We start from the raw sequence: 15,939 nt of genomic DNA, 5'->3' as shown, positions 1-15,939 counted from the left end.
TCTAGAATCAGCAGACTACAATAACTAAAATATTCTACCCCCGCTTTTAAATCAGAGCATAGATTGAAAAGTCAGAATACCATGATGCTATGTTACAGGACATTGAAACTTGTTCATTTAAGGTGAGGTTTACCGCTATTTAATCTACTTTTTACAATTGTAATGGCTCATTGGAGGCTTTCTTTATCTAGAAAGAAAATCGTCGATATACGGCCTATTGAAGATGAAGATGCTAATGCGCAGGTCATGACTATGCAGGAAAAAAGTCCTCTCTAACGCTTATTCTACCCCTTTAGAATCAATTTTATCCCGTAATTCTGGATGGACCATTTTACACTGCGTTAGTGAATCCCACTTTCGCGTCGATTCTAATGGAAATACTTATTTCTAATACTTTTGTAATATGTGATACAAGTCACCAGAAAGGGAGTTCACCTTGAATGATATTTAATCTAATCAAGGCTAGATCACAATTTAATTCGTTATACAAAAACTGCCATTAAGCCAGTAAGTAGCTGTATTGGTATTGCTGGCCACGCCATTAACAAACTCAAATAGTTCGTCCATTCAGATTGAAGGTCATAAGAAGAATTTATTTGACTATGCTTAAGCATTTGGGATTTAAAGGCCCTTGTTATGTGCTGATTACTTTTCGCATTTGCATCAATCATCTGTTTGTAGCTTTCCTCCGTGTCGTAGCTTTAAGCCTGCTGGCATATCACGCCGTTTGTTTATGTCTAGTTGAAGCTCCCCTACCTCGCTTCGCGCCCGACAAGTCGGGGAAGGAAGGGGATTCTTGTCGTCAACGGCTTAAGCATTGCAATATTAAATTGCGTTAGTCTTCCAAAACCTCTTACAAAGCGTTTAACGTGTCGGTACTACCTACCGCCACAAATGACTTAAGCGGCTAGCCTTAACCCTTCTCTGTGAATATTGATAGCCGCATTTTCGTCCCTGTCGTGTACTGCTCCGCACTTGCAAGTCCAATTTCTAATCTTTAAAGACCACTTGCCAGAATACAGCAACCCGCACTCATTGCACATTTTACTTGACGGAAACCACTGGCTAATAGCTGATACTTTACGCCCGTACCAATCCGCTTTATATTCTAATTGTCTTACTATTTCACCGAAATTAGCATCGTGGATATGTTTAGATAGCTTACGGTTCTTAACCATATTTTTGACCTTCAACGACTCGATGCCTATCACTTGGTTTTCGTTTATAAGTGTCGACGTCATTTTATGGGTAAAGTCTTTACGGCAATTGGCTATCTTTTCGTGAATCTTAGCAAGGGCCAATTTTTGTTTATTGAAGTTATTAGAGCCTTTCTTCTTTTTGGCTAATTTGCGTGATGCCTTGGCGAGTTTCTTCGCGTATTTATTGGTTAATCGTGGGTTATTGAACTTTGTTCCATCCGAACAAATCGCTAAGTCTTTAATACCGACATCAACACCGACGGTCTTGTTCACGACTGGTAGCTGCTTAACATCTTCTTTTACAAGCATTGATACAAAATATTTACCTGATTTTGTCTTCGATACCGTTAATGAACTGGGTGTGCCAGTAAATGTACGTGACCATTTAATCTTTAATGCTTGCTTCATCTTGGCGAGTGTTAACGATTGCTTGTCCGCGCTCCATTTGAAGCCGTTACTCATATAGCTAGCAGATTGATTACCGTGTTTATGTTTAAACTTAGGGTAACCAAAACCTGATTTAAAAAATGACTTAAAGCCTTTATCGAGATGCTTTAGTGATTGTTGCAATGGCACGCTAGAAACAGCTTTCAACCATGAAAAGTTGGGATTTTTTTTAAGCTGAGTGAGGTTTTTACTCCAATCGTTATAATTGGTTTTATTACCCAATTCGTATTGCGCTTTAGAGAAGCCAAGCGCTGAATTGTAAGCGAAACGAACACAACCAAATGTATGAGCAAGTATTGTTACCTGCTCATTGTTTGGGTAGAACCTGTATTTATACGCAATAAGTTTCAATTTTCAGCACCTTACATGACTGTATTTATATACAGCACTAAGTTCTAAACGTAGACTCTATGTGAAAATATGTCAATATTAATAACAAAACAAAGTGCTTATTGCTACGCAATAATGACTTACATCACCGCCCTAAAGGACAGTGTTTTTCGTCAAAGGTGATAAAATCTGGTTGATAAACAATGCACAAAGAATCATAAGCAGTGCCACCCATGTATTAGTTTGAATTGAGTCATTCGTTACAAGCGCACCAATGAAAACACCAACTGCAGGTACAATGTAGTTAGTCATTGAGGTAAACACCGAGCCTGCATTTTTAATACACATCATATATAAGTAATAAACAACGCCAGCGCATATCGTCCCTAAATAAAGGATCGAGAATATAGCGGTTGTCGATGCAACTTGATATTCAAAAGGGGCAGTGATAAGTGCAATAACGATTAATTGAATACTTGCCGTCAAAAGTACATTTTGAGCAACAATTAAAGGATGCTCATCCCTAACGCGATTAAGCAATAGCAATGCAATGGCAAAGCATACCGCAGCGACGATAATAGCCGACGCACTGACTAAGTTTATTTCCCCAGCCCCTGAAGATAACTCAGGATAAAATAAGACCAACAACCCACTAAATCCGACTATTACACTAATACTATTGCCCGCATTAATCGTTGCCCCTTTGACAAAAATAGGCGCTAACAATAATACATAGAATGGTAGAGTTCCCATCAATATTGCGGCAATCGAGCTATCTAAATCTTGCTGTCCCCACGGCACAAGCACAAACGGGATTGCAGCTTCAAGTAATCCGATAACGCTAAATAAAACCCATTGATTACTTGATCTTTTAACACCCAATGACTTACAAATAACAACCAAAGTGATTGCACCGATAGCTGCACGTGTGGCACCAATCCAAATAGGCGAGAAACTCACTAGAGCGATGTCCTGAAATATAAATTGAGATCCCCAAATGAATCCAATCGCTAATAACGTTAAATAATTTTTAAGAAGCATGAAGGTTAACCTCAATAATGTTTGTAAGTTGGTATTTAATCAACAACAGCTATACAGCATGCTTTTAATATGTGGTGTTGTAGTTCTCTGATTTGAACGCGATGGCCTCAACCTCTATTTGCATCCCTTCAAGCGCAAGTGCTGATACCGGGATTAATGTACTGGCTGGTAATGCATTAACCATCCAGTATTTATTCATTTCTTCACCCCAGATTGATAATTTTTCGACATTATGATCAACAATTAGAATGGTTATTTTCATTACATCTCTGAAGCTTAATTGATGGGATTTCAACGCAATCTCTAAATTTTTCAATAGCGACTTTACTTGATGGCGAAAATCTTCGCTTAATGTATGGTTTATTCCTTCTCCGCCACTTTGACCTGATATATATACGAGTTCTCCATTTGAAGGCGCTTTTACGGTGTGACAAAAGCCATAAGGTGTTGGGTCAAATAGTTCAGAAGGATTGCTGAAAGAAAGTGTATTATTTATCATATTATGAACCTAATAGTCGTTGTTTTTTTAATGAGGCATGCAGTATAATTGTTAAAGTTAACTTTAAGTCAATGCTTTAATTTAAACTATTTAAACATCCCAATGGAATGGTACAACATCATGATAAATAAAAATTATCTAACCGTCGGTCAGCTATCTGAACGAAGTGGAATTGCAACCTCGGCACTACGTTTTTACGAAACAAAAAATTTAATATTATCGTTCCGAACGAGTGGCAACCAGCGTCGGTACAACACATCAATGTTACGGAGAATTTCATTAATTCAAGTAGCACAATCTGTCGGTTTTACGCTTGAAGAAATTACACGTGAACTAGAAAGCCTACCGATGAACAAAACACCCACTAAACAGGATTGGGAGCGAGTAGCCAAGAAATGGGAGAAAGATCTCGATAATAAAATGAAAAAGATAGCATCGTTAAGAGAGAATCTGACAGGTTGTATTGGCTGTGGTTGTTTAAGTATGAAGAAATGCCACTTACTTAATCCCGATGATATTCTTCATGAAAATGGGGATGGTGCACAGAGGTTAGTGGATGGATAATTAACCATCATTTAATGGCTGTGAACTAGATAGCGAAAGGATCTCGTCATTCCCTCCACTAACCATAACGTGCGCCATGTGCACCAAAAGCGACATTTCTATCGGTGAGAGCACATGACATCTAAAATGGTATTCATTAAAATCAATTCTGAACAAGAAATGACACTCATAATGACATAGCCGATTTTAGTTTAGTATCATTTAGAGTGACAGAGCAATTAACGCTGCTCTAAAGGATATGAGCGATAGCTCCACATACCATATACGCGTAAAGCATCACGGTAAATACCTAATAATTCACCATCACTTGGTACTTTAAGCTCTTCTAATGGTCTGTCATTCGCAGCATAAGTGTCAAAGGAGATACCTTTAGGACCAGTCTGCCAGCTTGCTACTTCAAATAATGTTTGTCCGCGGCGAACATGACTTGCAGAACTGATAATCGTTGCATGATCAATATTATGACGAGCCAAAGCGTAGCTGCTATACAGTGCATTTTCTACCGTACTTCTCGCGTAGTTATCTTCTATAATACGAGATGAATCAATACCATGTTTCACTAACCAATCAGCCATTAATTTACCTTCGGTTTTGTGGTTTTTAGGCACGCCACCAGTAACCACAATATAGGACTCAGGGTTCTTTTTCGCCATAGTCAAGGTTGCGTTAAGTCGGTCAATTAAAATTGGGTTCATGCTACCATCTGGATTTAGCGCGTAACCTAACGTTATGATCGCGTTATTACCTTTAGCTGATTTTTTGATTTTATTGCTTAGTGGCGTTTCGACAATGCGGTCAATGGTAGATATGATTTTCTTCAAGTCCGCTACGCGTCCTTTATTCAGTCCTTCTAATGCGTTTAGATGGCGAGAAACTTCACTTTTGTTGCCTTTAAAATTCTGCCAAATAACTAAATAAGAGTGTGCATCTACGTCATCTGGAGCCACGCTTAAAATTTGGGTGAATAATTCAATCGCTCGGTCTACATTCTTGTTATAGATCTGAGCATTGGCTGCAGAAAATAGCAAATCGATTCGGTAAGGTTCTAATTGATAAGCATCAAGCAAGTTATTGGTGATGATTTCCATATTGCTTGGCATTTTTGCCGTAAAACCAGCATGAGATATACGAGCTGGATTTTTGAAGGCTTGATAAGCATCGTTAAGTAGTTGATCGACTACTTGACGTTGGGATGTCATTTCCGTGTAATTTGCTCGCGGCTGAATAACATCTGACGCAGCAACAGTTTGCGCTGAATAAATAGAACTTGAAAGAATAAGTGCAAGGGTAAGTGTAGATAATTTGCTTTTCATGGTTGTACCGAATGTATAAACAGGTGTCTTATCCTACAGTGATAAAGCTTCGGTATAAACCCAAAGAGTTTCTCCGATTAAGAAATCACCTTAATAGTCGCTATAACAGAAGTATGATGATGAATTATATTGTATTTTTCAATCAACCCTATAACATACATTTAAAATGTTACTTATATGAGTGTACAGACTCAGCGAACTTGTAACCATACAATTTATAGGAAAAATTTATGCGCTCACTATTTTTACGAATGCGTTTTATTCACTGGCTGGGTGCTGTTGCACTGTTTATTAACGCGCTATTTTTAACTGATAATCTAACTGCACAGATCATTCAATATATCGTTATAGTATTTTTAATCCTCCACGACATCGATGAAAAATACTGGGGAGTAGACTCATTAGAAAATGTCACTGGATACATGAAATCTTTTGAGAAAAAAGATCTTTCAATCCCTTGCGACTTAGATAGCCGCTACAACAGTGAGATTGGTAACGTGCTAGATGTAATCAACGCCTTCCGAATAAATGTGAAAGATGCGTTGGTCGATATTCAAGATCAAGCGAATACCTCGGATGATATTGCAGAGCTCCTTAAACTAAAAGCACAAAATATCTCTTCACGCATTCAAGAACAGGATAATCATGTTGGTTATCTGACGGATAGAATCGACACTTTGGACAGTACTTCTGTTGCGCTACAAGAAAAAGCAGAAGAAACGCGTTTGCAAGTAGAACGAACCCACGCAGGACTAATTATATCCAACAATAATATGGGGTCGATGTCCAAAGGACTGAAATCATACATCAAAAGTAACGACGAGTTACACAGTAAATTCAACCTGCTTTCAGAGCAAACGAAGTCTATCGAGAATGTGGTATCTGTGATACATAATCTAGCCGATCAAACAAATTTACTCGCATTAAATGCAGCTATTGAAGCAGCACGAGCAGGTGAACATGGCCGAGGCTTTGCAGTAGTCGCTGATGAAGTCAGAAACTTAGCTATATCGACTCAACAAAGTCTGGTTCAAATTAACCAAATCATCGCAAATATTTCTGCCGCCGTAGTCGATGCTGGTGAACAAATGAAAATACAGTCATTAGCCATCACTTCACTATCGGAACACACAGCTTCGAGCCAATCAGAATTGGAGCTCGCTTGTAGTAATATAGATGGGATTTTGTCATTAATCGGCGAAAATGAAACTAAAGATAATGTAGATATTCAATATATTAATCGCTTAGTGAGAGATGTTGCAGGCGAAATTGAAAAACTTAAAAACCTCTCGGGTTCCAATGCTCATGACAGTAGCGAATTGGAACAACAAGGCCATCGTCTAAGTGAGGCTACAGCACAAATTGTAGTACAACTTGGCAGTTTTAAAACTCGCTAACGCCAAATTTAATTTCACCAACGCTAGCAGCCTAGAGTAAGCTTTAATAGAGAGGCCACATGAGAATGACTCGTTTCACCGATTATAGCTTACGCACCTTGCCAAATGCGGTTATGTGTAATTTTCCTGTAATTCGAATACGCTATTAGGTTAAATTACTGCTTCCCATAATACCGCGCCTTTGCCTGTCTGAGCTAAGATGTCTTGCGGATTTCTTAGTTTGCACTTATTGATAGATAGACAACCACAACCTTGCCCAACACTCATTTCCATCTGATTTCCCTATCTAATTTTATATTTAAGTTTATGAAAATAGGACTTTACCTCAACATAGGTTGAGGTATTAGACTAGCACTAATATAAATAAAAAGCATGGAGCATAAAATGAAAAATAGAACTATTCCCTATCTATTCGCGCGATTTTTTGATGGTATTTCATCTGGAATGTTTATGATGGCGTTACCATGGATCATGCTTTCAGAAGAAGGGATGGGGTTGTTTGTGGCGATTACGGCATTGGTCTGTACCTCTTTATCATTTGTTTTCACACCCTTTTTTGCCACTTTGATAGATCGCCATTCTAGAAAGAAAGTGTTGGTCGTCATGCAGTTAATACAATCAAGTACCGCATTGATGGTGTTCATTGCTTATTACAACGGTATGCAGTCTCACTGGCTTTTGGCTTTTGCTCAGTTAATATTTTGGTTAAGTAATGATTTAGCTTGGAGTTGTAATAATGCTTTCACACAAGAAAACTATCGCCAGGATGAATACGCGAAAATATCCAGTTATCAAGAAATCGTTATGCAAGTCACAACACTTGGTGCGGGCGCATTAGGGATTATTTTACTTGAATACTGGTCAATGCTTGAGTTTTCATTTTTGGCTACATTCGCTTCACTCCTGTCTGGATTATGCTATATAGCGATCCCTTACAAGCGCCAATTCAGTCCATCCTTAAAAGAGGCATTCTTTAAGCAACTTGTCGCAAGCAAAAGCATATTTTCTAAACAAAAACACTTTTATGCATTTTTGGCATTATCTTGCTTATCTTATCCAGTATTGACCTTTCTGGTAAAACTTGTCCCTATATATTTCGCAGAACAAGGCATCAGTGGTAGTTGGTTTGCGGCATGGGAAATGAGCTATGGCTTAGGTGCGTTACTAAGTGGATTGCTGATTGCTCGCCTTTTAAGGCGTTATGAGCATGAAAATGCAATGATAGTTTCAATTCTAGTGATGGCGATCTTACTTCTTTTGATGGGATCTTACCTTTCCCCTACTTTGATTATATTACTTACTATTGGCCTTGGTTTTTTCAATTCATATAATCGTATTGCAAGAACCAATAAGATGCATCATGTCATTGCGATGGAAGAAAGAGGACGCGTTGAAGGTGGATTAAAACTGTTCTCTACACTAGCGCAAAGCTTGAGTTACGTCGTTATTGCGCTGTTAAGTTATTTACAACTCACAGCCTTAGGTTTCATTATTATCGGGATAGTATTGCTGATCGCAGGGGTGATAATGCTGCACTTAAAACAGCGTTCAAATATTAAAACATTTTTGAATCAAGCTGAAATTATCGGTCACTAGTCTATTGATAGAAACTATACGACCGTCGTTGCTTGCTGTATTAAAATTTAACGAATATTTAAGTACCACTACTAGACAGTAGTGGTACTTAATAGTGGCAGAGCTCCCCTTGTTAATCAGCCGAGTATTACAGCTGCCCAGCAAACAATTCAAACACGGGGATTTCATTATCGTCCAGCATGCCCATGGCTTCGGGGTAGCCCACCACATGCTGGTATATACCTTGCGCCAAATAGTTATACAACAAAGGCTTAAATCGACCTTGTATAGGCTCAGCGTCAGCCTCAATTTGTTGATAGCCTTTATGCCACGACAAGGCTAGCATAGCCGAGATCATGCTTATCACAAGCGGCCCAGGCAGCAGAAAATGGGACTTGTATAACAAGAACAACTTGCGCAGAGACTTTTGATTCCAGGCATGGGGGGCTACATCTAAGGAGTTAGCTACACGAATACACTCGCCCTCTGCAAAGCGCTGATCGGAATACGTGGCGAAGTCTTTATTACCTGCGGAAGGGCCCGCAAAAGCAACCGTCGATATTTTTGCGCTCTCAGGCAGTTTTTCGCCCTGGGTATCCTTCAGCCACAAAGCCAGTGTCGGCGCTAAAGCACCACCTAGACTGTGCCCCGTCACGCAGATATCAACGGCGTCTTTACCCTCAATGTCGCCCTGCAAAAATTCTAATAAGCTCTTACCCTCTCCTGGTACGCCGGGTTCCGCAATCATTTCCTGTAACTTGGTTATCCCAATTCCAATGCTCTTAGAAATTTTTGGTTTCAACTTAGCTGCAGGTTTTCCGTACTGCCACGGCACCATGCTAGCCACTTGAAAATCTTCTATTAACCAGTCTTTCAGCCCCACCGGGTTAGTGCCGCGTATGCCTATAACATAACGTGACGGATCTTTAATATTACGCACCAGGTACATTAAGTTGTCATCAAACAAGGCATTGTCGAAGATAAATACTCCCGGCCCCCAGACCAACTCCCATTCATCTTTAACAGGTGCCCAGCTGGTTAAGGCATGCTTAATATCTTTCTCAATTTTTTGAGCATTACACTTATCGGGACCAATTAAATCAAATCCATAGTAAGACATATAAGCAAAGGCCAACATGGTTTGGCTTTTTGAATAACTCATGATCTATTTCCTTTTCATTCGGCACGGTAAACCCGCCATCAAGCAAATGCTTAACAGAGGGACTTAATTACCGCGTTAATTAATAACCAGGTCCGGTATGCAGTACTGAGGGTACTGAACGGAAATAGTTGTAGTTGTGCTGCTTATCTTCTTCCGTAGCAGTCCACTCCGTCTCTAACTTAGCAAGATCTTCTTGCAGCTGGTCAAACACCTTGTGCATATCGTCCTTATACTTCGCATCGACACCATTGAGCAGGTTAGTAAAGTCACCTTGCAGTAGCGTGAATCGAGCCTTGCCGGTTGCCAATGCCACGAATGCCAAAGAACGCCATTCATTTATAGCGGTAGTGCCGCCATCCATAGGCACTTGAACCTTGCTAATGCGAGGGTCCAGAGCCGCACGTATACCCGTTGTGCCATAAACTTGATGACGAATAACCGTGTGGTGAATAGTGTCCGAAGCAAAGCGTGCAACACCCGCCTTAGTCTGGAAGCTCTCGTAACGTGCAGGTAAACCCTTGACCATGACCTGTAACAAACCAGCGTGGAAATCTTGTAAGTACTTATCCGCTTGTACCGCAGCATCATTCGTATAAATAATATCGATCAATGCCGTGGTATAGCCATTCCAGATTTTAGCGTAATCTAACTCCCACTTAATACAGGCATTCGGCAATAGCTCGCCGGGCTTACCCGCAGAACCCTGCATAGTTAGCATCGCAGCACGCGCTTCAAAATCTTCATCTGCGCCATACTCGAAGTTGGAGTAGCAGTCGTTTAAGTGGTGCACCAAGCTATCATGGGTGGTCGCAAAAATTTGACTAAATACCGCGCCCTCTTGAACCAAGTGTTCGGTAGTAATCCCTTCCGCCAATTCATGGGCAAAGAAGTGCAAATACATGAATGTTCTGAATGGATGCGCCCACTGCCCTTGCGCCTCAAAGGCGTCATGCATCGCCACTTCAACCAGGTTATAAGTCATATGTATTTCAGCCAAGTGCTTACCGCTGATCACTTGATAATACATAGAAGCTAATACCAAGCTTTCCGCACGACGGAAGCTAGGGCTGCGCGGGTCTGCTAGCAATACATCAGTGGAGTGAGGCGCCACGACAGAAATCAATTCCAAACGCTTCTTTGTGCTGTTTACTTTAAAGTAAGCCGCACCGCCATAGGACTCATAATCAGGCTTGGTTTCATAGTTCTCTAAGAAGCGGAAATCAATGGTCAACATACCCTCGCCCATTTCTGGAGCAGGCTTTAAGAAAGGCGATGCCACACCAGACTCGGCCAAATACCCCAACAACTGGCCTTCTTTAAAAGCAGCAATCGCAGGCTCAGGCGCTGTGTCCACCTTGCCGCCGTCGGGTAGATGTAAACCAAATATTTTCTTCGTAAACAAGCTAGGCCAGTATTCAGAACCGTCGCTCCAAATAGCCATACGCTTTTTATTGGTCAAGGGAATTTTAACATTCGCTTGAGGCAGGTAGTGATCCAGTATCGCCATGACAGAGAAAGCGGTCCTTGCTGTCTTTATCAATTTTTTAAACAGAGTGACTGATTCCTCTATATTAACAACGGCAGGAATACTCAAACGCTGCAGTAAAAACTCCGGGTGCACTTGATAGTATGGCTTCAAGGTGGTTTTTGAGGGTGGCTTTTTACCACCATAAACTTCCGTCAAATTAAGCGGATGAGGAAAACGGTCTGCGCTAACTAAAAAGAAATACACCGGCGACCAAATCGTATTACTCAACATGACGAGGAAACCACCGAGGGTCTTCGGCAATAAAATCACCGTCAATACCAAACCTGTAATACAAGCACCCACAAAACCCCATAGAGCCAAAGAGCCCTCTGGTAGCACCACTGCAACTGACTGAGAAAAGCCAATGTCTGCAGCCGTCACTTTTAAGATTGCGCTGTACAGTAAAATACCAGAGATAGTACTAATAGTATGGAAGGCTGTGCTCCTCCAGGGAGTAGCAGTACCGATCAACAATGCCGTTAGCTGCGATGCAGCCTGCCCCACTAGCAACCACGCAATGATTTCTCCGCCTGCTGGGATTGTACCAGTTAGCACCATGATTATTTGAGCAACCTGAATACCCGCCAGCGCGAATGCCACAAGGGCCTGTGCACCGCCAAAGAACAAGGCGAAACCCAAACCAAAACAGGCGCCGCCCGCAAGATAGAGCATGGCAAAGCGCATGTCTGCATGAGTCACAACCATACAAGTAATAAAAAAGAAGATGGTAGTAACCACAGGGGCTAAATTTAATAGACGAAGATTTAAAATAAATACGCCAAACTTAGTTCGCGTTTGCTGAAAGGCATGACCGCTCAGTAACAAACCCAATTCAAACAACATACCTAAAACACTACCAATGATAGTGAACAAGAAAGGTAGCCACATCCATGCGGCCATATTCGCCCCAGCCTGAGGCGGTTTCAAAAAGGTAAACAAATCACCCAGCCAAGCCAAGCCCGTAACAGAGGGATTGAGCAGCTGAATAAACATAACGCTAGACAACGCTGCCATAAACAACAAACTCAATATAGAAAAAATTGAGGGCAAGGTTGCATAGGTAGGCTGTTCTGGCTTTTGAAAGCGGACTTCATCCGCATATTGAATAGGTATGGGGGTAGGTATAGGTGATCTTTTTATTTGTCTGACGACCTCGTTACCGCCTCTTTTAATTGATGCAGGATCCTGTCCCGCATCATCCTTCAGTTGAACTGCAGTTTCATTTTTCATATTTGCCCTTTTTGCTTATTTATTATTTAAGTGAGAGTTTTATTCGACATTCCGCACGTAGTTTTTTTGTGATTTTCGAAGGAGTTGCCTACACGTTCGTAAAAGATACGATTGTTGCCCATGATAGATTTTTAAATGTGAATAAGAATGTAATATGAAATTTAAGCAATGTACCACCTCATCAATAATTCAGAAGAAAGACAATATTAATATGGCATGGAAACTTTTTAATATTCAATAAGTAGTAATTATAATTACACTTACTGTGATCTACTCAGCAATAAGTATAATTATTTAGGGGTACGGTACGTAGGTTTTATAATTATTACTAACAAAAAACTGGACATTCGCCATTAGAAAAATTATTGCGACCTAATTAAACGGTCGAAGGATACTAGTTTGCTAACGCAGAAAGGGGGAAATAACGCCAGAGGTTGGCATAGCTGGTTTGGGAGCTTATGATTGCTTTGGACAATAATGTGCATTGCGCAACAAATTTTTAAGCACAATTATTGAGTGATTGATGTATCAAAGCTTCTTTTTTCAACCATTTGATAAACACAGAAATGCGAGACTTTCTGATTGAACCTGAATGATATACTGCTGAGTACTCAACTCCTGGTAGTAGGCTTATATCAAATGGCTTTACGAGTAACCCTCTTTCGATAAAGTCTCCAGCTAGGCTATCTGTTCCTGGACAGACACCATGGCCTGCAATTACCGCATTTAACCCCATATCTATTGTTTCAACTTCCATCGACTGAAAAGCTCTTTTTTTAATATCGACATTCGCTTTTTGGAACCATTCTTCCCAAGAGAAGTGGTGATTGCGAATCCCTTTAATCAACCAACAATCAAGAAGATGCTTAGGCTCGGTAAGTTTCATATTGTTAGCAAGTTCTGGAGAGCATACTGGAAACACTGGCTCATCGAACAAGTGCTCTCTGACGAGGGATGAATCGTCATTACTTCCAACCTCACCGATTGCTACATCAACTTCACCTGCAAGTCCTACTTCCGGTTTAATAGAAGAGCTAATACGTATGAGTGTTTCGGGGTACTCTATAGAAAATTTCCACAGCCTAGGCATTAGCCATCGGGAAGCAAAAGAAGGCGTTGTAGCAACCGATAGTACACCTGCTATCGGCTCGGGCTGAGTAGCGTTTAATCCCTCAGTAATTATTTCGAACGCCTGAGATACTTTTTCATAAAGCCTCTTACCTTCAGCCGTCAGCACCATATCTCGCCCTTTACGAATGAATAGTTTACAGCCTAATTCTACCTCAAGTTGCCTTAACTTCTGACTGACCGCAGCTTGGGTAACACATAATTCATACCCTGCTTTGCTATAGCTTCCCAGTCGTGCAGCAGCCTCAAGATAACGCAGGTTACTTAAGTAGTGTAGTCTTTTGTCCATAAGCTGTTCTTATATGTCCTGTTAGAAACCATCGTTCGTAATTTATAAAATCTTACTGGATAATAACTATAAAATCAAAGACCTTCAGGAATGTAGCTATATAAAATTTTGTAGTTACAACCATTTGTGGGTTAAGGAGAGTTTATGAAAAAAATTGGATTGGTTGGAGGGTTGAGCTATGTCTCAACACTCGAATACTACAGGCTTATCAACGCGATGGTCAGGCAAGAACTCGGTGGACATTCCTCTGCTCGTTTGGTTATTGAAAGTCTGGATGAACGAGAGTTTTTGGATAAGCAAAAAGAAGATGAAACTGAAAAGGCTTGTGAAGAAATGATAGTTGATGCTGTCGGAAGCTTGATAAATGCTGATGCGGAAGTTATTGCCTTATGCGCTAACGGACTGCATCGTTTCGAAGATGCAATAAGAGAAGCCCATGGTATTGAGCTAATAAATATTGCTGAAGCTACCGCTGCAACTCTTTCTGGTCAGCGCATATATCAAGCTGGTTTATTGGGTGTTAAGGCTACGATGGAAGGAGACTTTTATAAGGAGAAGCTTCTCAAGTATGGTGTTGCTCCAATAATCCCTGACACTTCAGAGCGTAACTTAGTGCAAGAAAAGATTGTATCTGAGTTAGTTCTCAATCAATTTACTTTAGAAACAAAAAATGAGTTCTACAGCATCATCGAACAGTTAATCGACCAGGGATCACAAGGTATTATTTTGGGGTGTACAGAGATCCCATTACTGATAACCGAACCTTTATGGCAGGGCGTACCTTTGTTTTCTACAACAGAAATACATTGTAGAGCAATTGTTAACAGCGCATTGAGTCTATAATCTATGATTAACTATCACAATTTCATTTCAGAACTACACAAAAGAAGCTATCAAGAGCAGAGTTCAACTTCTCATTCGTGTCAAAAAATGAAAAATGAAAAATAACAATGTGGTCGAATTCAGAGCACTTGTGCTACTCGTTATTTTTTTCTCGGTATTTTTGGCTCTTTTTTGGAAATAGTGATCAGTTAAACGCCTACGATTTGTATCTCTTGCAGGAATAGGTATACAAGATTACGGAGAAGTGACTATTGTTGCGCGATCTACAACCGAGTAATTACGTTAACAAAGAAAGGGACGATTTTGAGTTAGCAAGGCTAGCTAACTCATTATTGGACATAACCTTTTTATAGCTTATGCTTCAATAAGGACGTTTCGCATTACAGAAAGTAAAACGACTTTTACATCAACGCCGCCCTTACCGGAGATCATTTTTTCTGGGCCTTGTTAAGCACTTTACTGACCCATTATTTTGAGAGCAATGTATGGTGCAATTGCGAATATGAGAGTGAAAGTTTGATAATTTGCTAAGTACTTGAAATAGATTTTCGGCAGTTCTTCTTCGGGGACACTGAATAGTTTGCTGTGTAGACCTGTGACGAATGGTTTCATTATAATCAGCACAAAAGCAGCGAAAAGCAGCATCCCAATATTTAGTATTGATACCCACCCGAGAAGCTCTGTTAATTGTGAAAGTGTGATCATAATTATATATCCTTATTTTTATTTAAGTACCAACGCCCGCATAATGGGCGGATTAGCTTGGTTATACTTAGCGAAGAATGAGCACCAACCAAGCGTGAGACCTCCATATTGATGCGTTTGTTATGTATTATCTTCGCTTATATAGGAGACCAAATGAACCTTTTGACCAAGAATCGGAAAAATAATCTCCAACTTTTAAAGATTCAAAGTTCCTTTTACCTTTCCTGCTTTCCTGCTTTCCTGCTTCCTACTTTAATCGGGGACTTTAAAAAGGTAAACATAAAAACAAATCGCTCCTATTGGAAAGATAACTATTTAAAAGCCCAAACATATATTCATTAAGAATAGTCTCGAACATAAATGTTGGAGCGATATTATACTAAACACGATACCTGAACCAAATTGAATTAATGCCCATTTACCATATATATTTTGCCAACTTTGAAAATTAAAGCCTGACTCAAATAGAAATGAAATTGCTTGCCCAAATGGGAGCAAGACACCAACAAACATTGCACTATACATTGAATAAGCGAGGACTATTTTAAAAGCTGCAATTTTATAATTACGTCTGGCCGTAAACAGAGATAATACAAAAATGAAAACTAGAGCTGCTGGGACAATATATATCGAAAATTTTCTTTATTCATAAATATGATCAACTCAGCCGATCAATTTTGCATGATAAA

13 protein-coding genes are annotated in these 15,939 nt (G+C 40.1%); 4 read left to right on the top strand and 9 right to left on the bottom strand.

Going from position 1 to position 15,939, the window contains the following annotated elements; translation table 11 throughout:
- Nucleotides 1–899: 899 nt before the first annotated feature.
- From HWV02_RS08680 to HWV02_RS08670, 3 genes are all read right to left on the bottom strand, one after another.
- Nucleotides 900–1,997, bottom strand: coding sequence for an RNA-guided endonuclease TnpB family protein (locus HWV02_RS08680; RefSeq protein ID WP_211689782.1), 1,098 nt, complete (start codon nt 1,995–1,997; stop codon nt 900–902).
- 132 nt (nt 1,998–2,129) lie between these two features.
- A complete protein-coding gene (locus HWV02_RS08675; protein WP_211690192.1) occupies nt 2,130–3,017 on the bottom strand; it encodes a DMT family transporter in 888 nt (295 codons plus the stop codon).
- A 64-nt stretch (nt 3,018–3,081) separates the two neighbouring features.
- Complete coding sequence (locus HWV02_RS08670; RefSeq protein WP_211679302.1) at nt 3,082–3,516, bottom strand: RidA family protein; 435 nt, start codon at nt 3,514–3,516, stop codon at nt 3,082–3,084.
- A 102-nt stretch (nt 3,517–3,618) separates the two neighbouring features.
- On the opposite strand from HWV02_RS08670, the gene soxR reads away from it, so the two are divergent.
- Nucleotides 3,619–4,080 carry a redox-sensitive transcriptional activator SoxR gene (gene soxR / locus HWV02_RS08665; protein ID WP_342357633.1) on the top strand — a complete coding sequence of 154 codons (462 nt, stop codon included), beginning with the start codon at nt 3,619–3,621 and terminating at the stop codon, nt 4,078–4,080.
- Nucleotides 4,081–4,298: 218 nt separating this feature from the next.
- On the opposite strand, the gene HWV02_RS08660 is transcribed toward soxR, so the two are convergent.
- Nucleotides 4,299–5,393 carry a YdcF family protein gene (locus HWV02_RS08660; RefSeq protein ID WP_211690191.1) on the bottom strand — a complete coding sequence of 365 codons (1,095 nt, stop codon included), beginning with the start codon at nt 5,391–5,393 and terminating at the stop codon, nt 4,299–4,301.
- 230 nt (nt 5,394–5,623) lie between these two features.
- Between HWV02_RS08660 and HWV02_RS08655 the strand changes: the two genes are divergently transcribed.
- Complete coding sequence (locus HWV02_RS08655; RefSeq protein ID WP_255550628.1) at nt 5,624–6,790, top strand: methyl-accepting chemotaxis protein; 1,167 nt, start codon at nt 5,624–5,626, stop codon at nt 6,788–6,790.
- 150 nt (nt 6,791–6,940) lie between these two features.
- On the opposite strand, the gene HWV02_RS08650 is transcribed toward HWV02_RS08655, so the two are convergent.
- Nucleotides 6,941–7,063 (bottom strand): hypothetical protein, encoded by a 123-nt coding sequence (locus HWV02_RS08650; protein ID WP_255550627.1) that lies wholly within the window; start codon nt 7,061–7,063, stop codon nt 6,941–6,943.
- Nucleotides 7,064–7,174: 111 nt separating this feature from the next.
- Between HWV02_RS08650 and HWV02_RS08645 the strand changes: the two genes are divergently transcribed.
- The gene (locus tag HWV02_RS08645) at nt 7,175–8,386 is read left to right on the top strand and encodes an MFS transporter (protein ID WP_211679299.1); all 1,212 of its coding nucleotides are present in this window, start codon (nt 7,175–7,177) and stop codon (nt 8,384–8,386) included.
- 127 nt (nt 8,387–8,513) lie between these two features.
- Here the strand turns inward: HWV02_RS08645 and HWV02_RS08640 are convergent, their stop codons facing one another.
- From HWV02_RS08640 to HWV02_RS08630, 3 genes are all read right to left on the bottom strand, one after another.
- Nucleotides 8,514–9,527 carry a hypothetical protein gene (locus tag HWV02_RS08640; protein WP_211690190.1) on the bottom strand — a complete coding sequence of 338 codons (1,014 nt, stop codon included), beginning with the start codon at nt 9,525–9,527 and terminating at the stop codon, nt 8,514–8,516.
- Nucleotides 9,528–9,606: 79 nt separating this feature from the next.
- Nucleotides 9,607–12,285, bottom strand: coding sequence for a hypothetical protein (locus HWV02_RS08635; RefSeq protein WP_211679297.1), 2,679 nt, complete (start codon nt 12,283–12,285; stop codon nt 9,607–9,609).
- A gap of 499 nt (nt 12,286–12,784) precedes the next feature.
- Nucleotides 12,785–13,702, bottom strand: coding sequence for a LysR substrate-binding domain-containing protein (locus tag HWV02_RS08630; protein WP_211679296.1), 918 nt, complete (start codon nt 13,700–13,702; stop codon nt 12,785–12,787).
- 144 nt (nt 13,703–13,846) lie between these two features.
- Here HWV02_RS08630 and HWV02_RS08625 point away from each other — a divergent pair, with 144 nt between their 5' ends.
- Nucleotides 13,847–14,545: an aspartate/glutamate racemase family protein gene (locus tag HWV02_RS08625; protein ID WP_211690189.1), complete on the top strand. Its 699-nt coding sequence runs from the start codon at nt 13,847–13,849 to the stop codon at nt 14,543–14,545.
- A 456-nt stretch (nt 14,546–15,001) separates the two neighbouring features.
- Here the strand turns inward: HWV02_RS08625 and HWV02_RS22985 are convergent, their stop codons facing one another.
- Nucleotides 15,002–15,190 carry a DUF6868 family protein gene (locus HWV02_RS22985; protein WP_370629430.1) on the bottom strand — a complete coding sequence of 63 codons (189 nt, stop codon included), beginning with the start codon at nt 15,188–15,190 and terminating at the stop codon, nt 15,002–15,004.
- Nucleotides 15,191–15,939: the final 749 nt, after the last annotated feature.

Source organism: Moritella sp. 28 (assembly GCF_018219435.1).
Taxonomy (GTDB): Bacteria; Pseudomonadota; Gammaproteobacteria; order Enterobacterales; family Moritellaceae; genus Moritella.
The sequence above is the reverse complement of the archived record's forward strand: the minus strand, read 5'-3'. Positions and strand labels throughout refer to the sequence as shown.